Raw genomic sequence first — 20,827 nt, forward strand, 5'->3', positions numbered from 1 at the left:
CGCACAGTGTTCTCTAAGAGTCTTCTCAAGTGGCTAAACTATATAGTGTACCCTGGACATTTGGCCATTTGTCGCCTGCTGTCAATGTCACCACAGGTACAAATCGTGAATCCATACCGCCTATTCACGGTTGCCTTCGGCCCACCCATTCATCGCCAAAAGGTGTCTAGAGCCTGAAGAAGTGCGGCTTTTCCGCCCAGTCCGTTGGGTTGGCCTTGTCGAGGCGGTCACCGGATTGTTATGACCTAGAGTAGGATCGTTCTCGATGGAGTTGGTCAATTATATGAATCGCCTTCAAAGCGCAGAATGAAGAGGCTGCTTCGTGTCTCAACGTGATCCGGCATGGGACGACCGAGTTCTAAATGATTAGAAACCGGCGCCTCTAGGGGCTACCGGTCAGAGTTTTTTTGGGAGGACCTGTGATGACAACGCTGCTGTACAGCCATGAGGCCTGCGTTCGCCATGACCCGGGCGAAATGCATCCGGAGTGCCCGGGACGGCTTGAGGCCGTGCTGAAGGCTCTGGCTGCACCCGAGTTTGAAGCCCTAGAGCGTCGTGACGCGCCCCGTGCCGAGGTCGAGCAGATTGCACGGGTTCATCCGCAACCCTATGTTGACAGCCTCCTGGCTGCGGTTCCGGAGAGTGGATGGCGCGGTATAGACGGCGATACCATCCTTTCGCCGGGTTCAGGCGAAGCGGCTCTGCGGGCGGCGGGCGCGCTCTGTGCCGCGGTGGATGCGGTGATGACAGGGGAGGCCGACAATGCATTTTGTGCGGTCCGGCCACCTGGACATCATGCGGAGCCGGATCAGGCCATGGGTTTCTGTCTGTTCAACAACGTCGCCGTCGGAGCGCTCCATGCCCGCGAAGTGCACCGCTGCCACAGGATCGCCGTGATCGATTTCGACGTGCATCATGGCAATGGAACCCAGGCAAGTTTTTGGAACGACCCGGATCTCTTCTACGCTTCCACCCATCAGTCTCCGTTGTATCCCGGGACCGGCGCGCCGCAGGAACGTGGCGTAGCGACCAACATTTGTAATGCTGTGCTTTCGCCGAGCGCGGGTTCCGAAGAATTCCGTAATGCAATGCGGACGAGGGTTCTACCGGCTCTGACACGCTTTGACCCAGATTTCATCCTGATTTCCGCCGGATTCGATGCTCATAGAGATGATCCCTTGGCTAATCTTGAACTTCTGGAGGAGGACTATGTCTGGGCGACGGACGAATTGGTCGCGGTTGCGCGTCACGCCTGTGCGGGACGGATCGTCTCCACTCTTGAAGGCGGATATAATCTCGCGGCTCTGGCAAGTTCGACGGCTGCTCACGTCAGGAGTCTGATGGCGGCTTAGGGCATAGACGAAAAGGATCGAAGCGGCATTAGAGCTGGTTCTTCAGGCTTGCCATTGCGCGCCGAGATGACAGCGATTAGGACTAGTGAAAGCGATAGACAATCAGAATCGTTTATCTGCTGATAAGATGTTCCAGACAGGTTGGGCCGGTTCCACGGCCCCCGAGGATGAGAGGTTAAGGACAAAACGATGGCGGAAAACGCTACTCAAACAATCCCTGCGGATGTGCAGAAGATGTCCTTTGAAGAGGCGCTGGAAGAACTGCGTCATATCGTGGGCGCCCTGGAGCGGGGCGACGGGAAGCTCGATGACGCCATTGCGTCCTATCAGCGGGGCGCCGAGCTTAAGGCACATTGCGAGAGCAAACTGCGTGACGCCCAGGAAAAGGTCGAGAAGATCAGCCTCTCGCCAGGTGGCGAGATTAAGACCGAAGCGTTTGATGTCGGCTGAGACCTCTCCGCTTCGCCTCCAGGGTCCGGCCCTATGACACCTTTGATGTCACGTCTTACAGCACGCGCAGAGTCGGTGACCCGACGTTTGGATGCGTTGCTGCCGCTGGTCGAAGGACCGCGCGGGCGGGTGGTGGAGGCCATGCGCTATTCGGCCCTGAGCGGCGGCAAGCGCCTCCGGCCTTTCCTGGTCGTGGAATCGGCCCAGCTGTTCGGACTGAGCGAGGCCGCGGCACTGGATACGGCAGCGGCGGTCGAGATGATCCATTGCTACAGTTTGATCCACGACGATCTTCCGGCCATGGATGACAGCGATCTGCGGCGCGGTCATCCGACCGTGCATGTGAAATTCGATGATGCGACTGCGATTTTGGCAGGCGACGGTCTGCTGACGGAAGCCTTTGCGGTTCTTGCCGGCTCTGGCGGCCACCCGGATCCTGCGGTCCGCTGCGAGCTTGTTGGCGGTTTGGCCGCCGCGTCAGGTGCTGCTGGTATGGTCGGTGGTCAGATGATCGATCTTTCACCGATCCGCGACCAGCTTGATCTGGCGGGTATTACCACGCTGCAGGAACTTAAAACCGGCGCGCTTATTGTCTTCTCCTGTCAGGCGGGTGCAATCCTGGCACAGGCCGAGCCGCAGGCGCGTCAGGCGCTGCGGGATTACGCCACGAGCTTGGGTTTGGCCTTTCAAATCGTGGACGATTTGCTGGACAGCGAGTCGACGCCGGAAGCATTGGGCAAACCCACGGGCCAGGATATGGCCGCGGGAAAGGCGACCTTCGTCGGACAGCTTGGTATTGAGGGCGCGCGCGAAATGGCATCGGGTCTCGTTGCGCAGGCGTGCGACAGCCTCGATGTCTTTGGAGATCGTGCCGATATTCTGCGTAAAACGGCGACATTCGTGCTGGAACGGACCCGGTAATCCTGCGAAGTTACAGTTTCTGGAGCCTTTCTGTTCCAGTTGTGTAGCATAAGCGCATAACCGCCTGGAGGATAACAAGCTTCTGGGTAACGAGGTAGAGAAGTGAGCCAGATCGGTCACAACAGACAGACACCGCTGCTCGATAGTGTGTCGACACCGGACGAGTTGCGGCAGATTGATGAAGATCAGCTGCGCCAGCTGGCGGACGAGCTGCGCGTGGAGATGATCAACGCGGTCTCTGTGACCGGCGGTCATCTGGGCGCGGGTCTTGGTGTTGTCGAACTGACCGTCGCCGTGCACTACATTTTCAATACGCCCGATGACAAGCTCATCTGGGATGTCGGGCACCAGTGCTATCCCCATAAGATCCTGACGGGCCGGCGTGACCGTATTCGCAGTCTGCGGCAGCCCGGCGGCCTCTCCGGTTTCACCAGCCGCAAGGAAAGTGCGTTCGACCCCTTCGGTGCGGCCCACAGCTCGACTTCAATTTCGGCTGGTTTAGGTTATGCCGTCGGCCGGGATCTCGCCGGGCGTTCGAATGATGTCATTGCGGTGATCGGTGACGGCTCCATGTCGGCCGGTATGGCCTACGAAGCCATGAACAATGCCGGCGCCATGAACAGCCGCTTGATCGTGATCCTGAACGACAACGATATGTCCATCGCGCCGCCGGTCGGTGCCATGAGTGCTTACCTTTCGAAGCTGATTTCCTCCGGATCCTTCCATTCGGTGCGCAGTCTGGCCAAGGAAGTGGCGAAAAAATTTCCCAAGCCGCTGGAAAATGCCGCCAGGCGGGCCGAGGAATATGCCCGCGGTATGCTGACCGGCGGGACTCTGTTCGAGGAAATGGGGTTCTTTTACATCGGTCCGATCGATGGCCACAATCTGGACCACCTTCTGCCGGTCCTGAAGAACGTGCGCGACAGCGATCACGACGGCCCCGTTCTGATCCACGCGGTGACCCAGAAGGGCAAAGGCTACGAACCTGCCGAGCAATCAGCCGATAAGTATCACGGCGTGGCAACCTTCGACGTGGTGACGGGCAAGCAGGCGAAGCCGACGCCCAAGGCACCGGCTTACCAGAACGTCTTTGCCAAAGCACTGATCGCCGAAGCGGAGCAGGACGACAAGATTGTCGCGGTAACAGCGGCTATGCCTTCGGGTACCGGACTTAATCTTTTCGGGCAGGAATTTCCGGACCGCACCTTCGACGTTGGGATTGCCGAGCAGCATGCCGTGACCTTCTGCGCCGGGCTGGCCTGTGAAGGCTTCAAACCTTTTGCCGCTATCTATTCGACATTCCTGCAGCGTGCCTACGACCAGGTGGTTCACGATGTTGCCATCCAGAAGCTGCCGGTGCGCTTTGCCATCGACCGTGCGGGCATGGTCGGTGCCGATGGGGTCACACATCAAGGCAGCTACGATATCACCTATCTAGGCTGCCTGCCCGGCGTGGTGCTGATGGCGGCCGCCGATGAAGTCGAGCTCATGGATATGGTGGCGACTGCAGCACAAATCGATGACGCGCCTTCCGCCTTCCGCTTTCCACGGGGGGAGGCGACCGGTCTGGAAATGCCTGCACGCGGAACCCCGCTGGCCATTGGCAAGGGCCGGGTGCTGCGCGAGGGAACTAAAGTCGCAGTGCTGTCTTATGGTACGCGCCTGCAGGACGCACTGAAGGCCGCCGATGATCTAGCGGCCCGAGGGCTCTCGACGACGGTCGCGGATGCACGCTTCGCCAAACCGCTCGATGAGGATCTGGTGCTCAGGCTCGCCCGCGAGCATGAAGTCCTGATCACCGTCGAGGAAGGTGCCGTCGGTGGTTTTGCGACCCAGGTGATGCATTGCATGATCTCGGCGAACCTCTTCGATCAGGGACTTAAGTTCCGTCCGCTCCATCTGCCCGACCAGTTTATCGATCACGACAAGCCCGACGTGCAGCGTAAAGTCGGTGGCGTTGACGCAACGGCGATCGTTGCCGCCGCGCTGCAGGCCCTGGGGCTTGAAGAGGAAGCACAGTCGGTACGGCTCCAGTCGACTCTCTGACACTCGGGCAGTTGCACGGTTGATCGATCAAGCCGGTGCGGTGTGCGGTGATGGCGGGAATCACGCATAGCGGCTCTGCGTTTTCAACTCTTCAGTCTGCTTGTTCTTTCCGGCATAGTGCTGCGCATGGTTGCAAGTTTGGACAAATCCGGCCGCGCTGATCGGAGCGTTGGGGCCAAAGGCAGCTTCGCCCCCTGGTGGGACGAGGTCCGGGCGACCTCTGTCCTGGCGCTGCCGTTGGTACTTACCCAGCTGGCGGTAATCGCAATCCATACGACCGACGTTTTGATGATGGGCTGGCTGGGACCGCAGGAGTTGGCGGCGGGTACCCTGGCGAGTTCCTTTTACACGCCCTTTTTCTTTTTTGGCCTTGGTCTTCTAACAGCCGTCGCGCCGATCTGTGCTCAGGCTCTGGGGGCCCGCCAGTACCGCACGGTTCGCCGGACGGTCCGCCAGGGTTTCTGGGTCGCTATTCTGGTGGTCATTCCCTTCGGCGTTGTCATCTACAATGTCCGGCCCTTCTTTCATGCCTTTGGTCAGAGTGAGATCAATGCCGAACTCGCAGAGCTCTATCTTCAGGCCGCCGTTTGGGGCTTGCTGCCGGCGCTCTGGCTGATCGTTCTGCGCTGCTTCGTTTCGGCGCTGTCACGGCCGCGTTCGATCCTCTTTGTGACCCTGTTCGGCGTTTTCGCTAACGCACTGGGTAACTACGCACTGATGTTCGGCAAGTTCGGTTTCCCGGCGCTCGGTCTGCTGGGGGCCGGGATTACGACTTCCATCGTGAACTTTGCCATGTTTGCGGTGATGCTCACCTTTGTATCGATGGACCGGCGCATGAAGCGCTTTGCGATCATCGTGCGTTTCTGGAAGCCCGACTGGACGATTTTCGTTTCGATCCTGAAGGTCGGCCTGCCGATCGGTGTTTCCGTTGTGTCCGAGACCGGTATGTTCGCGGTTGCCGCTTTCATGATGGGCTTGATCAGTGTCTCGGCCACTGCCGGGCATGCCATTGCGCTGCAATGTGCGGCCGTCGCCTTCATGGTTCCACTAGGAGTGTCCCACGCGGCGACCATCCGGGTCGGGCTTGCCGCCGGGCGCCGTAATGCGGAAGCCGTGTGGCGGGCGGGCTGGTCATCCTTTGGGCTATCTGCGGTCTTCTGCATGGCCTCTGCGATGCTGTTCTGGTTTTTCCCGGGTGCGCTGATCAGCCTGTTTCTGGACCCGGCTCTGCCGCAGAACGCTGAACCCATTGCACTTGCGGTCTCCTTTTTGGGCATCGCGGCGCTGTTCCAGATTGTCGACGGGCTTCAGATTGTCGGTGCGGGATCTCTACGCGGCCTCAAGGATACAGCCATGCCCATGATTATTTCGGCGATCGGCTATTGGTTCGTTGGATTTGGAACCAGCTATTACCTGGGCTTCGTCCAGGGGCTTGGCGGGCTCGGGATCTGGATTGGTCTTGCGGTGGGCCTGACGGCTGTTGCGGTGGCTTTGCTGTGGCGTTTCGCACGCCTGGGCAGCGCGTTGGATTACCGTGAAAAAGTCGCTCTGGCGACGGCCTGACCGTATCTACAGCGACGGCAGGATGACGCCGTCCAGGGCACCGCTTTGATCACCCTTGGACAGGTTATCCCAATTATTCACCCTGTCTTTCCAGTCGACGAAACGGAACAGGCTGGTGCCGCAGATCGCTTCCGCAACGGCTTTGTCGAGAGTCCAGAAACGCAGGGCCTCCGAGACCATAAAGATTACCAGGATCAGAGCCTTGCTTTCCGCCGGACCGAAAGTTGAATCCTTCGTCACGGCCGCCAGCTTGGCGATCGCATTGTGGAACGGCCAGATCCCCCGGTAGGCAAAGTCCTCGCTCCAGGCACCCAGGATTGAATAGTTCGGACTGAAGGACAGGGTTCTGGTGAAGTCGACGTTATCGATGATCGGATTGCTGTCCACAAACTTGATGCCGGCATGCTCGTTTCTCAGGCCGATCAGATAGATGTCCCGCCGGCTGACAAAGACCTCGATCGCGTCTTGGACAGGCGTATCCGGGATGGCACATTCGAGACGGATACAGACATCCTGTCCAGCCCGGCTGAGAGCAAAATTCTTGCGGACTGCAGCAAGATCGCCGCGATAGGTCTTACAGGCGACCCGGATCACTTCACTCATTCATCGCTGCCCCGCTGGTTTCGATTAATCATATTTACACAAACAAAAAAAGATTGAAACAAGAGAGAAGACCTTGCGGTCGTTGTTTTCCGTTGTCGTGCTGTTCGAAAATGCACTACAGCAGACCACATGAGCAAAGTTCGCAAGCAACGGGTAGACCAGCTGCTGGTGGAGCGCGGGTTGGTGGAGAGCCGCAGCCGCGCCCAGGCGCTGATCATGGCCGGGCTGGTTTACAGCGAGACGCGCCGCATCGATAAACCGGGCCAGACCCTCGCCGACGATGCTGCCTTGGAACTCAAAGGCCAGGATCATCCCTGGGTCAGCCGTGGAGGCCTAAAGCTGGTCAAGGGTCTGGAGACCTTCGAGATCGATCCAAACGGGATGATCGCCTTGGACGTAGGGGCATCGACCGGCGGCTTTACAGACGTACTGCTGAGCGGCGGTGCCGAGAAGGTCTTTGCAGTGGATGTCGGGCATGGCCAGCTCGCCTGGAAACTGCGCCAGGACCCACGCGTCGTCGTCCTTGAGCGCTGCAATGCCCGCCACCTTACGGAAGAACAGATCAGCGAACCGGTCGATCTGGTCGTCTGCGATGCCAGCTTCATTGGTCTGCGGACCGTGTTGCCGGCGGCGCTCGCCCTTACAAAGCCGAATGCACGGTTACTCGCCCTGATCAAACCGCAGTTCGAGGTCGGCAAGGCACTGGTCGGCAAGGGCGGCGTTGTTCGTGACCCCGAACTCCATCAGCAGGTCTGCGACGAGATTCGGGCGTGGGTCGAATCCCTGCCGGACTGGTCGGTGACGGGAATCACCGAAAGCCCGATCAAGGGGCCAGAGGGTAACGTCGAGTTTTTGATTGCGGCCCGCCGAACTGCGGCATAACCGGCCCCAACCAATTCCGTTCCAGCAAGCTACTGAGTGACGCGCAGTTGCGGTGCTTCCAACGTGCGGCTACGCGGATCCGCTGTGACACTTTCTACCGCTTCCAAAAAGGGCGCGACGACCTGCGCAAAACGCGCGAGGCTGCGTACCAGCCCGTTGATTCCCGGACCGCTAAAATCGCCCGCCAGCATGTCGCGGATCAGATCTTCAAACGAAGAGCCTTCTGGCAGAACCTTCAGCTGGTGGGGTTGGCCTTCAGTCAAGCCGGCCGCGTTGCGTGCCAGCTTTAAGGCCGTAGCGAAACCACCCAGTTCGTCAACCAGGCCCAAGTCTTTGGCATCACGCCCGGTCCAGACCTGACCTTTTGCCGAGGTCATGATCTGACTTAGAGGCAAACCGCGCCCCTCGGCGACCTTTTGGGTGAAATCGGCGTAAACCCGGTCGAGCGAAGTTTGCAGCAACTGCCACTGTTGGCTGGTGAAATCCCGGTTACCGTTCCAGATGTCGGCGTTACGGCCGGCCTGGACGCCGTCCCAGGCAATATCGAAACCGCTCCAGAGATCGTCGAGCACGACCTTACCTGATACGACGCCGATCGAGCCTGTGATGGTGGCCGGATTGGCAACGATCCGCTCGGCGGCGGCCGATACGAAGTAACCGCCTGAGGCTGCAAGGCCACCCATGCTGACGATCACCGGCTTGCCGGCTTCGCGCGCTCGCACGACTTCGCGCCATATGGTGTCCGAGGCTACGTAGGATCCGCCGGGGCTGTCGACCCGAAAGACAATCGCCGCTACATTGGGGTCGTCGATTGCAGTGCTCAGCGCGTCGGCTATCGTGTCCGATCCCATGATCTCCGAACTGCCGAAGGCGCCGTCATCGCTTTCCGCCAGCGCGATTGCACCGACGCCGTGGACAAGGGCGATGATCGGGCCTTCCGACGACTCCCTTTCAAGGGCTGCGTAGTAATCGCGGATGTTGACCGAGCCTGATTCTTCTCCTGGCAACACCGATTCGAGGACGGCATCCCAATAGCCCAACTGGCTGACGAGACCTGCGTCCTTCGCGTCCGCGGCGGACAGGGGGGCGCGATCGATCAGAGCGCGCGTGTCGTCTTGATCCAGGCCACGTGTATCAGCAACACCTTCCACGATTTGCGTCAGCCAGGAATCCACAAGCTGCTGCAGATTGCGGCGGACCGGTGCGGACATTGCCCTGTCAGTCAGAAAACCAGCCGCGCCCTTATACTCCTCGCGCTGACCGATACGCGGCTTTACCCCATATTCGTCAAGGAGCCCGCGGATAAAAGGACTCTCAATTCGAATGCCGGTGATGTCCACATCACCTGAGGGCTGCAGCCAGAGTTCTTCGAAAGACGATGCGAGATAATAATGCAGGGTTCCGTTACCGCCCTCGCCAAAGGATTCGGCGAAGGCAACCGAGAATTTTCCGGTCGCCCGGAAGTCGGCGATCGCGTCGCGCAATTCCTGAACCTGGGAAATGCCAAGCGAACCACGCCCGACCCTTGCGATCACACCTGCAACACGTGGGTCGCTGCTGGCACGCGAAAGGGCATCGACAAGATCGCGCAGAGCCATCCCGCGTCCTTGTGAAGCGCGTCCAAAGGGCGACTGGGGGCTGGCTTCGCTGACGCCGTTGGCTAGATCCAACTGCAGAACAATGCGCTCGGGCAGGGGCTCCGGCCCGTAGTCGAAGCGGGCGATGTCATCGCGCACCGTGGACAGGGAAAAGCCGATCACCAGGACCAGCGCGAAGCCCAGCGTCGCGAAGAGTCCCACGACGCACTTCAAGAGAAAGAGAATAACCTTCATGGTTTCAGATCTGTTCCTGTCATTGATGCCCGCAGCGGAGTTGACGCTAGCGGTGGTATGGGCGGTCACTATCTTCGCCTAGCTATATAGTGTCGCGTGAAGGCTGGCGGCAACGTTAATTTCGACAGTCGACTTGCTCCGACCCAGCTCTTCGCACATCCTGACAAAACCGGCGGATCAATAGGAAACGGCGCGAAACAGGAGTGGTGCTTAAGTGACGGCAGTAATGTGATGGCGGCGTCGCTCTGGCTCTTGTTTGTCAGCGCCTTTACCTCGGCTACCCTGTTGCCCGGCAGTTCCGAAGCCGTGTTGATCGGCCTGTTGGCAGCAGACGGCGGCGCCTGGGCGCGCGAAGGGCCGGTTCTTCTGATAGTGGTTGCGACATTGGGAAACTGCCTGGGGTCCGTCGTCAACTGGGCCTTGGGGCGGTTCTTTTCCCGCTACCGGGACCGGAAATGGTTTCCGGTCAACGAGGACGAGTTTGCCCGGGCCGAGGCCTGGTACCGCCGTTGGGGAATCTGGTCGCTGACGCTGTCATGGATGCCATTGATCGGCGATCCGATTACCTTGGTTGCCGGCGTTCTGCGAACAAACTTTCTGCCTTTTATTGCGATCGTGGTTTTCGCAAAGGCGGCCCGTTATGCCTTCATCGCCTGGGGCGTTGTCGCCGTGGTCGCTTAGAGTAGATCTGGTGTAGACGGAATCGCTCTTGGCGATCTGTCGCACCAGCAAATCCATTCTAACTAAGTTAGACAAAATTTGATGCGGTCCAGGGCCCTATTAGAGCGGCCTTAAAGCGGCAGCGATATTTCGTTCTCACTGCCTTCCGCACAGGTTCGGCCGGTCTCGGTAAAGCCGTACCTCAGATAGAAATCCCGCGGGCATCCAGGGCCAGGAACGTAGCTGGCGAGCAGGTCGGTCATGCCTGGGCGGCTGCGGGCGTGTTCGACGATCAGATCCAGGCAGCTGCGGCCGAAGCCGTGTCGTTGGAAGGGTTCGGCGATCATATAGCGCCAGAGCCAGATATCGCTCGCCTTGCCATTTTCCAGGGGCTTTGCGCCAGAAAGACTCGGATCGAACAGCATCACGAATCCGACGGGCGTGTCGTCGGCATGGATGGCCCGGAACCAGGCGCCCCTTTCGAAGTAGGCCTCAGCGATCGAAGTTGCATTGTTTGCAACGAAACGCTGTTGCGATGGTGCGACCTTCAACGCCGTAATCTTCCGAACGGTCTTGGCGGTGATCTCGACCAGCGCCAGCGATGACGACCGGGTGACTGACTGCGTATCCTCTGATGTCATTGCGCCGCCTTTCGCGGTATCCTGAATCCTGGAATCACAGATAGCAAAAAGCCACCGTTCGTTACAGTCTACAATCACGCCGCGAGTTCCGGAAAGGCCACCGGAATTCGAATTGCCGGGAGTAAGTGCGATGTCGAAAAAGCGAGGCCACTGCCTCTGTGGACAGGTTTCCTTTGAGTACGACGGCCCCGAGAACTGGCGTGGGCATTGCCACTGCGAAAGCTGTCGGCGCAATACCTCGTCCGCCTTTTCAACCTTTATGGGCGTGCCCTGTAAGACCTCGCGCTTTACCGGTGCAGTGCCGGCTGTCTACGAGTCCTCCCCCGGCGTCCGGCGCCTTTTTTGCGCAAATTGCGGGACGCCGATGGCCTATGAGAGTGACCGTTACCCCGATGAAATCCACTTTTACGCTGCCAGCCTCGAAAATCCGGGGGATTTCGAGCCGGACTTTCACGTGCATTTCGCGGAACGGCTACCCTGGGCCGATATCAATGACGGCTTGCCGCGTCACGATCACGGTGGAGGGGCATAGACATGTCCGGCGATGAGGAAAACAGTTCGACAGATCACGCTGGCGTTCGCTTTCCACCGCCGCTGATCTTTCTGATTCCGCTCCTGGCAGGGCTCGCGGTCGATTCATCTTGGATCGCAGGCGGACTGGCCAGTACAGCCTGGATGGTGGCGGGCGGAATATTTAGTCTTGTCGGACTCGTGCTGATGATCGCCAGTGCGCCTCGCCACAGGCGGGCCGGGACTAATATCGAACCCTGGAAGCCGACCACGGCGATCATCGACGACGGGATTTACGGATACAGCCGCAACCCGATCTATCTGGCCATGGCACTTGTCTATACAGGCTTGGCCTTGGCGGCTTCGAGTATTGCGGCACTCGTTCTTCTCGTTCCCTGCCTGATCGTGATCCGCCTTTACGTCATCGGTCGGGAAGAAGTCTATCTGGAGAGCAAGTTCGGCGAGGCTTACCTGCAGTACAAAGCCAGGGTGCGGCGCTGGATCTGAATTCCACGATCTATTCGAGACGATTGCAGAGACGCCGTGACGTGATAGATTAGGTCCATGGCATCTTTCCTTTCCCGCATACTTGGCGGTTTGACCGGCAAGCCACCCGAAGACAACACTGCTCCTCAGCGCAGCGAAGCGGTTGACTATGAGGGCTTGAAAATCCGTGCGGCACCAGAGAAAGCCGATAACCAGTGGCGCTTGGCGGGTGTGATCATCAAGCCGGGCGACGATGGCGATCTGGAACGCGTCTTCATTCGGGCCGACCTGTTTTCTTCGCGCGAAGAAGCTGAGACCTACAGCATCCGCAAGGGTCAGCAGATCATTGACGAACAGGGCGAGCGCCTTTTTGCCGACGGCGCGGCTAGTGGCCACACCTGAAGCTGAAGCGAGCCACAATTCACTCGTACCGCACGCGCGATGACGCTCAAACCAACCTGATTTCCCAACGAAACCTTGCTCGGATTCAACTGAGATGAGACCTTTTACAAAAAGGGAGGCCGAATCTGGGGAGGTTCGGATCTCATCGAACGTAACGGGTCGCGCCGGTATTTGGGGGAAGTGAGGCCGAATGGCTGCGGGAACGCAAGGCGATAAGCAGGGAAGCCATAAGAACGGGGATAAGCGCCGCCGGCTTTTTCAAAGCCTCTGGGCACAGATCGCCATCATTGCACCTGCGCTGGTATTGGTGATCGCCGGTTTCGTCGTAGCCTATCAGTTCGTCGGACCGCCGCCGCCCGATCGGATTGTTATGGCAACCGGGTCGGAAAGCGGTGCCTATCATGCCTTCGGAAAGCTTTATGCGGAACGCTTTCGCGAAGAAGGGATCGAGCTGGTCTTGAAGACCTCGGCAGGGTCCAGCGAGAACCTGGCGCTTCTTGCCGACGACAAGGCCGAGGTGCCTGTTGCTTTCATGCAAAGCGGGATCGGCAGGCCAGAGGATTATCCTGAACTGACCTCGCTGGGCAGCGTTTACTACGAGCCACTCTGGGTTTTCGTCCGGGCCGAAGGGCAACCCCGGCGTCTGACCGAACTCGCCGGCCTGCGTGTAGCTGTCGGTGCCGACGGCAGCGGCACCCGCGCGGTTGCACTCGCGCTGCTGGCCGACAACGGCATTACAGATGAAACCGCTGATCTGGTTCCGATCGGTGGTGCGTCGGCTGAAAAAGCGCTGTTGTCGGACGCCGTTGATGCAGCCGTCTTCGTGACCTCGGCGACTTCGCCACGCATTCGGACCCTGCTTGCTGCGCCCGGTATCGCACTGATGAGTTTCGAGCGTGCCGACGCCTACGTCCGGCGCAATGACTATCTGTCAAAAGTCCTCTTGCCGAAGGGAACGGTCGATCTGGCAGTAAATCTGCCCGCGGAAGACAAGGTCTTGCTGGCTCCGACCGCAACAATCGTCACCTCGCCGGCCCTTCATCCGGCGCTGGCCGATCTGCTGCTGCTGACCATGCGTGATGTGCATCGCGGTGGCGGACGCCTGGAGAAACCGAGCGCCTTTCCCACCGGCAATTTCGTGACCTATCCCCTGGAGCCGGCGGCCCAGCGCTTCTATGACGAAGGCCCCCCGTTCCTACAGCGTTATCTTTCTTTCTGGGCGGCCAATCTGATCGACCGTCTCAAGATCCTGCTGTTGCCGCTGCTGACGCTGCTCTATCCACTGTTCAAGGTGCTGCCGCCGACATACAGCTGGCGTATGCGCTCCAAGGTGAACCGCTGGTATAAGGACCTGCAGGCCCTGGACGACAAGCTGCGCGCCGACGCGATCTCCCGCGAAGATGCCACCGCGCGCCTTGATCAGATCGAGCAGTCGGTCGAACAGGTCTCGGTACCGGCCGGTTTTGCCGCCAGCGCCTACACCCTGCGCCTGCACATCGATTTCCTCCGCCGCAAGGTCGAGGACGCGCCCAGCGACGAAGACGACGCGGCGGTGGTGGGTTAAGGGGAATTGATCCGTTTACATGAAAACGAGTTGTTACGCTGACCCCGGCGCTGTCAGGCGGCACGGTTTTTATTTCGGCGCGGCCACGACAATCAGGCCCGCGGTGGCGATCATGGCGATACCGGCGAGCGTAACCCCATCGGGAATCTCTGCAAAGAGCACGAAACCCCAGAGCGCTGCAAAGCCAAGATAGGCGTAGTCGAAGGTGGCGATGATCACCGGCGGGCCGAGCTGGTAGGCTTTGGCAAAGCCGATGGAAATGACGACGATCAGAGTGGCTAGCAGGGTTAGAAAGATCCAGTCTTCCGGAGTCACCGCCACCCAGGCCCCGAAAAGGAACGGGTAATTTCCGCCTGCTTCAAGCGGCTGCCAGATGGCGAGTGCTGCTGTTGCAATCAGACCGACGGCAAGCAGCGCGAAGTTCAGTGCCAGAGAGAGGGTCATGGGAGACTCGTCGGCGCATTTGCTGCGGGTGATGATGGCTGCAAGGGCATAGCAAAGGCCGGCGATGACCGGGATCAGCGCCAGCAGCGAGAAGGCTTCGCCGCCGGGGCGCAGGATCACGATCACACCGGCAAAGCCAAAAATCACAGCCAGCCAACGCCGCAATCCCACAGGTTCGCCAATCCACCAGGCCGAGAGGAGGGCGATGAATATTGGAGCGGTATAGAGGGCGGCGGCGATGACGGAGAGCTCCAGCACAGGGATTGCGGCGTAGATTGCCAGATACATCATCGCCAGCAGCAGGGAACGCAGCGTGACCCAGGCGATGAACTTGGGCCGGGCCCCTCTTTGGCGGCGGCCAAACAGCTGAATACCAGCGAGAATCGTTATCGCCATGAAGGAACGGATCACGTAGAGCTGCCAGAGGGGAAAGTCGGCGCTGACGTATTTCACCAGGGCGTCGGTGAAAGACATCAGAAAGACCGTCGCCACAATCGCGACGATGCCCAAAAAGACCTGTTTCTGTCGCCCTTCGTCTCTATCCATGCTGCTACTCCCACCTCAACGAAAGCATGGATAGATCACTTCAATTGTTTTATATAGATGGTATAAATAGTATAGAGAATTTGATAAAAACGAATAATGAGAAAACTACCGATCGCTGGCCTGGAGGTGTTTTTAGCTGTTGCGGAGCATGGTTCGCTGCGGGCGGCTGCAACGGCCATTGGCGTGCGGCCACCAGTCGTCAGTCATCACCTGAAGGCCTTTGAGGAGCAGATCGGTGTCGGTCTCTACGCGCGGACGACCCGCTCGGTCCAGTTAACCGATGCCGGCCGGGCTCTGCTGAAAAAGGCCGCGCCCGCAATGATGCATCTTCATGAGGCGTTGGAGGATGCGCGCGGCGTCGGCGGAGCAAAAAAGGGCAACTTGCGGCTCACGCTGCCCTACGGCGCGTACCGTCTGTCGATTGCGCCGAAACTTGCGGCCTTTCAGCAGGCGTACCCTGAGATTCAACTCGACCTTTCCTTCAATGAGGCCTTCGTCGACATTATCGCCGAACGGTTCCACGCCGGTGTCCGGCTCGGCGGCAGCATTAACGAAGACATGATTGCCGTGCGCTTGACGCCGCCTTTGAAGGGCGCCTATTTTTCAGCGCCCGCCTATTTCGAAAAACACGGCCGCCCGGAACAGCCGCAGGATCTGCTGAACCACAACTGCATCCGTTACCGCTACATCAATTCCAAAAGACTCTATGACTGGTGCTTCGTCGGGCCCGACGGCGAATATACGGTCGATGTGTCGGGCGGTTTGATCGTCAACAGCTTCGAAGCGATCATGAATGCGGCCCGGGACGGTTTGGGGATCGGGCAGAACTTCCGCGCAGAGGTTCTGGAGGAGCTGGAAGCGGGAGGGTTGGAATCCGTGCTCGACGCCTATGTCACCGAGCGGCCGGGCTTCTATCTCTACTTCCCGAGAGAGAATGCACGCCTTGAACTCCTGAGGATCTTTATCGATTTTATGAAGCTCTAAGGCAGGACTCTAATTTCGGCCGGGTATCCTGTGGTGCAGCGTGAGACCGCGCGCCGTGCCTTCCGCGAAGCCTTTCCAATAGCTGTGTTCGGGCTTGGGCGTGCCGTCGTCGTTAAGGGCGTGTACGCCGTCTTTCGGATCAATAACGAGTTTAAGATAGTCGGCCAATCCGGCATCACTCTTGAGGTGTTTGCCGAAAAAGGCGGTCACGAAATGCTGGGCGATATTGTTCATGCGCAGCGTGTCCCAAACCGGGTCGGCGTAATGCCTGAAGGGCGCGAATTCCAGATTCTCGACCGGCTGCCAGGATTCGACAGGCGCCGGGATCGGTGCGGCTGCATTGTGGCCGGCATGATCGAAGGTCAGCAGATAGCGTTCCGCATTGATGCTTTGCTCGAAGATTGCCCGGACACCGTCCTCGTATCCGGAAACTTCGTCCTGGTTGCCCGCCATAAAGAAAGCGGGTATCCGCATCCCGGCCAGTCCCTGTGCATCCCAGAAGCCCCTGGTCATTCCCCAGGGAGCGATGGGGACGACCGCCTTGATCCTGGGGTCCACCTGAGCTTCGTGGCTCTCGCTGCCGGCCTGATGGGCGCTCAGCGTTCTGGCAGGCGCCCCCCAGTCGTAGTCGATGCTTTTTCCGGTAACGCCGCCACCCGCGGTGATGATGGCGCCGTAGCCGCCCATGGAGTAACCGATCAGGCCGGTTTTCGACGTATCGACGATACCTGCGAGGAAATGCCCTTCTTCGACGGCGAAGCGGCTGATTTCACTTAGCACAAAGGAAACATCGCGAGGACGGTTGACCAAAGTGCTGCCGAAAGCCGCCTTGTCGCGGTAGGTGCTGTCGGTGTGATCGATGGAGACCGTGACGTAACCCTTTGTTGCCAGATTCTCACCAAGATGGCTCATCAAGAAGCGGTTGCCGGGATAGCCGTGTGAGATCAGCACCAGCGGCCAGGATCCGCCTGTGGTCAGGGGAGGGGCGTCACGGACGGCCTTGCCCTGGAGTTCGACCTGGGTCTTGCCATCTCTGAGGAAAACCTCATAACTGCTTCCCTGGTCTTCGTTTTCAGCAAGCGCGGCCGGATACCAGACCTCCAGAGTCAGGGCGCGATCGTATCGGGGTAGCGCCTGACCGGTCTGAACCGAAAGAATGTCGATCTGATCCGGATTGACCACCTCGACGGTCCGAACGCCGATCGCGTGCGGGCCATGTGCCGCCAGCTCCGGAGCATCCGGGCGTATCTGGTCGATACGATTACTTTCTGCCACTGCCGTTCCTGTGAGCAGTGCCCAGATGAATGCGGCGCTGATAACTGGTTTCACGTGTCCTGCTACCTTCTCTCGCGGTTCCCGCGCCGACCGGAAGCCTTGTGCCTGAGTGCTGGCTGATTGTTTTCGCCGATATCAAAGAAAGATTCCTGAAGCTGGATGTTCTCAAAGAGCAAACTATCACAACCGCCTTTGGGAGTGGCACCTGTTAAGTTGTGTCTTCGCGTCTCTTGCGTCCCCGGAGGGAATGGCTAATCTGCGCCAGCTTTGACGAGGCGCCTGAGATGACGGTGCGCGCGATACAACAAGGAAGTTTAGGCAATGCGGCGGAAAACGCGGCGCGGCGGTGGACGGCAGATGGAACTGACCGTCGAGACATTGGGGGCACGCGGAGATGGCGTGACACAGCTCGATGGGCGCCCGGTGTTCCTTCCGATGACCCTTCCGGGCGATCGGGTGATTGCACGGATCCAAGGCGAGCGGGGCGGCGGGCTGAAGGCCGAAGTTGTCGAGCTGCTGGAGACCGGCTCAGGCCGTGTCGACCCACCCTGCCCGCATTTCGGACCCTGCGGCGGCTGCACAGTGCAGCATCTCGATCCGGCGCCATATGGCGAATGGAAACGTGATCTCGTGGTTCAGGGACTCGAGCGGCGCGGATTCTCTGCCGACATTGTTGCGCCCCTGATTCAAACGGCGCCCGGCAGCCGGCGACGTATGTCGCTGCGGGCTCTCAAGCAGGGCAAGAAACTGCGGCTTGGCTTTAACGGCCGGGAAAGCCGTTTCATTGTTGATCTCGAAACCTGCCTCCTGGTTACACCCGGCTTGAGGGCATTGATCGCACCGTTACGCGCTGCCCTGTCGGCGGCACTGGCCGAGAGGGAACAGGCAGATATCGTGGTCACGGAAACGCAGACTGGTCTCGACCTTCTGATCTCCTCGGCGGCGAACCTGGATCTTCAGGCGCGTGAAAACTGGGCGGCTTTCGCCGAAGCCCAAGATCTGGCGCGCCTGTCCTGGCAGCACCCGGATGAAGAGAGTGAACCGCTGAGCGTGCGGCGAGGTCCGCAGGTCTCCTTTGGCGGTATTGCTGTGGAGCCGGTGCCGGGCGGTTTCCTGCAACCCAGTGTCGAGGGCGAGCGGACTTTAACCGATCTCGTCATGAGCTTCGTGCCCAAGGCTGCGGAGACCATTGCCGACCTATTTTCCGGGGCGGGAACCTTCACCTTTCCCTTGGCTGCCCGGGCGCGGGTCCATGCGGTCGAAGGCGACGAGCGCTCGGTCGCAGCTCTTTGGTCTGCGGCACGGCGTGCGGATCTCGCCAACCGGATAACTGTCGAACAGCGCGACCTGATGCGCCAGCCGGTCGGTGCCGATGAATTGGAAGGTGGCGATTGCGTGGTCTTTGATCCGCCGCGGGCCGGTGCGCGGGATCAGGCGCTTGAGCTTGGGGATTCGAGCATAGCCACAGTCATTGCAGTTTCCTGCAATCCCAATACTTTTGGGCGTGATGCTCGGATTTTGGTTGATAGTGGTTATGAGCTGACCGAAGTCACTCCTGTCGACCAGTTCCCTTGGTCGGGTCACGTCGAGTTGGTGGCTTGTTTCAAACGAAACTAATTTTTTGAGAGCGGCCGGTCTTGCCGGCGATCATCCACACTGCGCGCGGTTGCGCAGCAGGTGATCGGCCAGCACCACGGCCATCATCGCCTCGCCGACCGGAACCGCACGGATCCCCACACAGGGATCGTGCCGGCCTTTGGTGAAGATCTCGGTGTCCTTGCCAAAGATATCGACCGTCTTGCGGGGGCTGAGGATCGAGCTGGTCGGCTTGACCGCAAAGCGGACGACCACATCCTGGCCACTGCTGATGCCGCCTAAGACGCCGCCGGCCTGGTTCGAAGAGAAAGCGATCCTGTTGCCGTCCATGCGCATCTCGTCGGCGTTTTCCTCACCGGAGAACGCAGCACTGGCGAAACCGGCGCCGATCTCGACACCCTTGACCGCATTGATGCTCATCATGGCTTTGGCCAGGTCCGCGTCCAGCTTGTCGTAGACCGGCTCGCCCAGCCCCGCGGGAACGCCGCTGGCCACTACCTCGACCACGGCCCCCAGAGAAGACCCGCTCTTTCGGGCAGTATCGAGGATATCGGCCCACTCAGCGGCGGCTCCTGCATCGGGGCACCAGAAAGGATTGTTGCCGGTTTCGACCCAATCCCATTTATCCCGGTCGATGAGGTGCGGACCCATCTGCACAAGGGCTCCACGGATGCTCACGCCGTCCTTCAGGACATGATCCAAGACTTTGCGGGCGACACCTCCCGCGGCCACACGCATGGCGGTCTCGCGGGCCGAAGAGCGCCCTCCGCCCCGATAGTCGCGCACACCGTACTTGGTCCAGTAAGTGTAGTCGGCGTGACCCGGGCGGAACTTGTCCTTGATCTCGCTGTAGTCCTTTGAGCGCTGATCTGTGTTCTCGATGACCAGAGAAACCGGGGTTCCCGTCGTCACACCTTCAAAGACGCCTGAGAGAATTTTGACCTCGTCGGCTTCCTGGCGTTGAGTGGTAAAGCGCGACTGTCCGGGTTTGCGCGCGTTCAGCCAACCTTGCAGGTCGGACTCCTGAAGCGGCACAAGCGGCGGCACACCGTCGATCACGCAGCCGATGGCAGGACCGTGGCTTTCACCCCAAGTGGTGAAGCGGAAGCTTTCGCCGAAGGCGTTACCGGGCATGGGAGTGGGTCAGGATTGCGGGTTGAAGTTGGACAGCAAGTCCGCGAGCTGTGGCGCAGCGTCGACCGCCATCATGCCGACAACATGATAGCCCGAATCCACATGGTGAATTTCACCGGTCACGCCGCTGGACAGATCCGACAACAGATAGAGTCCCGCGCCGCCGACCTGTTCAATCGACACGTTCTGACGGAGCGGCGAGTTGTACTCGTTCCACTTCAGAATGTGGCGGAAATCGCCGATCCCCGAAGCTGCGAGGGTCTTGATTGGCCCGGCGGAGATTGCATTAACGCGGATACCCTGGGCACCGAGATCCGCGGCGAGGTAACGCACGCTCGATTCCAAAGCCGCTTTGGCAACGCCCATGACATTGTAGTGCGGCATGACTTGCTCTGCGCCGTAGTAGGTCAGCGTCAACAGGCTACCGCCCTCGTTCATCAGAGGCAGGGCACGCTGTGCGATTGCCGTAAAGGAATAGCAGGAGATATCCAGGCTGCGCAGGAAGCCTTCGCGGCTGGTATCAACGTAACGGCCCTTCAGCTCTTCCTTATCCGCGTAAGCGATTGCATGGATGACAAAGTCAATTTTGCCCCATTTTTCTTCGAGCGCCGTGAAGACCGCGTCGACGCTGGCGTCGTCGGTAACGTCGCACTGCAGGACGATGTCGGATCCAACCGATTCTGCGAGCGGTTTGACCCGTTTGGCCAGGGCATCGCCCTGATAGGTAAAGGCCAACTCCGCACCATGCGCATGTGCCTGCGCCGCGATACCCCAGGCGATCGATCGATCGTTCGCCACGCCCATGACGAGCCCGCGTTTGCCGGCCATGATCGGTTGCGAATCAGACATTCATTTCCTCACTGTAACACTACTCTTGAGAGAGGCCGCATCCTACACCAATGCCCCGGCGGGTCAAAGGCGTCGAACAGCCGCTTT

At 59.5% G+C, this 20,827-nt stretch carries 20 protein-coding genes; 13 read left to right on the top strand and 7 right to left on the bottom strand.

The annotated features are described in order from the left end of the window. The first annotated feature begins 422 nt into the window (after window positions 1-422). From QMZ18_RS15805 to QMZ18_RS15825, 5 genes are all read left to right on the top strand, one after another. Complete coding sequence (locus QMZ18_RS15805; protein ID WP_282607275.1) at window positions 423-1,352, top strand: histone deacetylase family protein; 930 nt, start codon at window positions 423-425, stop codon at window positions 1,350-1,352. 189 nt (window positions 1,353-1,541) lie between these two features. Then, window positions 1,542-1,802, top strand: a complete 261-nt coding sequence (locus QMZ18_RS15810; RefSeq protein WP_282607276.1) for an exodeoxyribonuclease VII small subunit — start codon at window positions 1,542-1,544, stop codon at window positions 1,800-1,802. 45 nt (window positions 1,803-1,847) lie between these two features. Continuing rightward, on the top strand, window positions 1,848-2,723 hold the full coding sequence (locus tag QMZ18_RS15815; protein WP_282607277.1) for a polyprenyl synthetase family protein: 876 nt from the start codon (window positions 1,848-1,850) through the stop codon (window positions 2,721-2,723). A 102-nt stretch (window positions 2,724-2,825) separates the two neighbouring features. After that, window positions 2,826-4,769, top strand: coding sequence for a 1-deoxy-D-xylulose-5-phosphate synthase (gene dxs / locus QMZ18_RS15820; RefSeq protein ID WP_322097224.1), 1,944 nt, complete (start codon window positions 2,826-2,828; stop codon window positions 4,767-4,769). 126 nt (window positions 4,770-4,895) lie between these two features. Then, window positions 4,896-6,332, top strand: coding sequence for an MATE family efflux transporter (locus tag QMZ18_RS15825; protein ID WP_282607278.1), 1,437 nt, complete (start codon window positions 4,896-4,898; stop codon window positions 6,330-6,332). A gap of 6 nt (window positions 6,333-6,338) precedes the next feature. Here the strand turns inward: QMZ18_RS15825 and QMZ18_RS15830 are convergent, their stop codons facing one another. Next, a complete protein-coding gene (locus QMZ18_RS15830; RefSeq protein WP_282607279.1) occupies window positions 6,339-6,935 on the bottom strand; it encodes a ribosome-inactivating family protein in 597 nt (198 codons plus the stop codon). A 129-nt stretch (window positions 6,936-7,064) separates the two neighbouring features. Between QMZ18_RS15830 and QMZ18_RS15835 the strand changes: the two genes are divergently transcribed. Further along, a complete protein-coding gene (locus QMZ18_RS15835) occupies window positions 7,065-7,817 on the top strand; it encodes a TlyA family RNA methyltransferase (RefSeq protein WP_282607280.1) in 753 nt (250 codons plus the stop codon). Between the two features lie 29 nt (window positions 7,818-7,846). Here QMZ18_RS15835 and sppA read toward each other — a convergent pair whose 3' ends face one another. Then, window positions 7,847-9,718 carry a signal peptide peptidase SppA gene (sppA, locus tag QMZ18_RS15840; RefSeq protein WP_282607281.1) on the bottom strand — a complete coding sequence of 624 codons (1,872 nt, stop codon included), beginning with the start codon at window positions 9,716-9,718 and terminating at the stop codon, window positions 7,847-7,849. 162 nt (window positions 9,719-9,880) lie between these two features. On the opposite strand from sppA, the gene QMZ18_RS15845 reads away from it, so the two are divergent. Further along, a complete protein-coding gene (locus QMZ18_RS15845) occupies window positions 9,881-10,330 on the top strand; it encodes a YqaA family protein (RefSeq protein WP_282607282.1) in 450 nt (149 codons plus the stop codon). Window positions 10,331-10,440: 110 nt separating this feature from the next. On the opposite strand, the gene QMZ18_RS15850 is transcribed toward QMZ18_RS15845, so the two are convergent. After that, window positions 10,441-10,950 carry a GNAT family N-acetyltransferase gene (locus QMZ18_RS15850; RefSeq protein WP_282607283.1) on the bottom strand — a complete coding sequence of 170 codons (510 nt, stop codon included), beginning with the start codon at window positions 10,948-10,950 and terminating at the stop codon, window positions 10,441-10,443. A 130-nt stretch (window positions 10,951-11,080) separates the two neighbouring features. On the opposite strand from QMZ18_RS15850, the gene QMZ18_RS15855 reads away from it, so the two are divergent. The 4 genes from QMZ18_RS15855 to QMZ18_RS15870 all read left to right on the top strand — a co-directional run bounded on the left by QMZ18_RS15855 (window position 11,081) and on the right by QMZ18_RS15870 (window position 13,912). After that, entirely contained in the window at window positions 11,081-11,482 is a 402-nt protein-coding gene (locus QMZ18_RS15855) for a GFA family protein (protein ID WP_282607284.1), read from the top strand. A 2-nt stretch (window positions 11,483-11,484) separates the two neighbouring features. Then, a complete protein-coding gene (locus QMZ18_RS15860) occupies window positions 11,485-11,967 on the top strand; it encodes an isoprenylcysteine carboxylmethyltransferase family protein (protein WP_282607285.1) in 483 nt (160 codons plus the stop codon). Window positions 11,968-12,024: 57 nt separating this feature from the next. After that, window positions 12,025-12,348: an HlyU family transcriptional regulator gene (locus QMZ18_RS15865; protein ID WP_282607286.1), complete on the top strand. Its 324-nt coding sequence runs from the start codon at window positions 12,025-12,027 to the stop codon at window positions 12,346-12,348. A gap of 190 nt (window positions 12,349-12,538) precedes the next feature. After that, a complete protein-coding gene (locus QMZ18_RS15870) occupies window positions 12,539-13,912 on the top strand; it encodes a TAXI family TRAP transporter solute-binding subunit (protein ID WP_282607287.1) in 1,374 nt (457 codons plus the stop codon). Window positions 13,913-13,981: 69 nt separating this feature from the next. On the opposite strand, the gene QMZ18_RS15875 is transcribed toward QMZ18_RS15870, so the two are convergent. Beyond that, the gene (locus QMZ18_RS15875; RefSeq protein ID WP_282607288.1) at window positions 13,982-14,902 is read right to left on the bottom strand and encodes a DMT family transporter; all 921 of its coding nucleotides are present in this window, start codon (window positions 14,900-14,902) and stop codon (window positions 13,982-13,984) included. Between the two features lie 96 nt (window positions 14,903-14,998). Here QMZ18_RS15875 and QMZ18_RS15880 point away from each other — a divergent pair, with 96 nt between their 5' ends. Beyond that, complete coding sequence (locus QMZ18_RS15880; protein WP_282607289.1) at window positions 14,999-15,886, top strand: LysR family transcriptional regulator; 888 nt, start codon at window positions 14,999-15,001, stop codon at window positions 15,884-15,886. Between the two features lie 9 nt (window positions 15,887-15,895). Here QMZ18_RS15880 and QMZ18_RS15885 read toward each other — a convergent pair whose 3' ends face one another. Beyond that, window positions 15,896-17,161 (bottom strand): dienelactone hydrolase, encoded by a 1,266-nt coding sequence (locus QMZ18_RS15885; protein WP_282607290.1) that lies wholly within the window; start codon window positions 17,159-17,161, stop codon window positions 15,896-15,898. A 321-nt stretch (window positions 17,162-17,482) separates the two neighbouring features. Here QMZ18_RS15885 and QMZ18_RS15890 point away from each other — a divergent pair, with 321 nt between their 5' ends. Beyond that, entirely contained in the window at window positions 17,483-18,778 is a 1,296-nt protein-coding gene (locus QMZ18_RS15890; protein ID WP_282607291.1) for a class I SAM-dependent RNA methyltransferase, read from the top strand. A 30-nt stretch (window positions 18,779-18,808) separates the two neighbouring features. On the opposite strand, the gene aroC is transcribed toward QMZ18_RS15890, so the two are convergent. Together aroC and fabI are read right to left on the bottom strand one after the other, a co-directional pair. After that, window positions 18,809-19,891, bottom strand: a complete 1,083-nt coding sequence (aroC, locus tag QMZ18_RS15895; RefSeq protein WP_282607292.1) for a chorismate synthase — start codon at window positions 19,889-19,891, stop codon at window positions 18,809-18,811. 9 nt (window positions 19,892-19,900) lie between these two features. Continuing rightward, on the bottom strand, window positions 19,901-20,740 hold the full coding sequence (fabI, locus tag QMZ18_RS15900) for an enoyl-ACP reductase FabI (protein WP_282607293.1): 840 nt from the start codon (window positions 20,738-20,740) through the stop codon (window positions 19,901-19,903). Window positions 20,741-20,827 lie beyond the last annotated feature (87 nt).

Source organism: Pelagibius sp. Alg239-R121 (assembly GCF_947331435.1).
Taxonomy (GTDB): Bacteria; Pseudomonadota; Alphaproteobacteria; order Kiloniellales; family Kiloniellaceae; genus Denitrobaculum.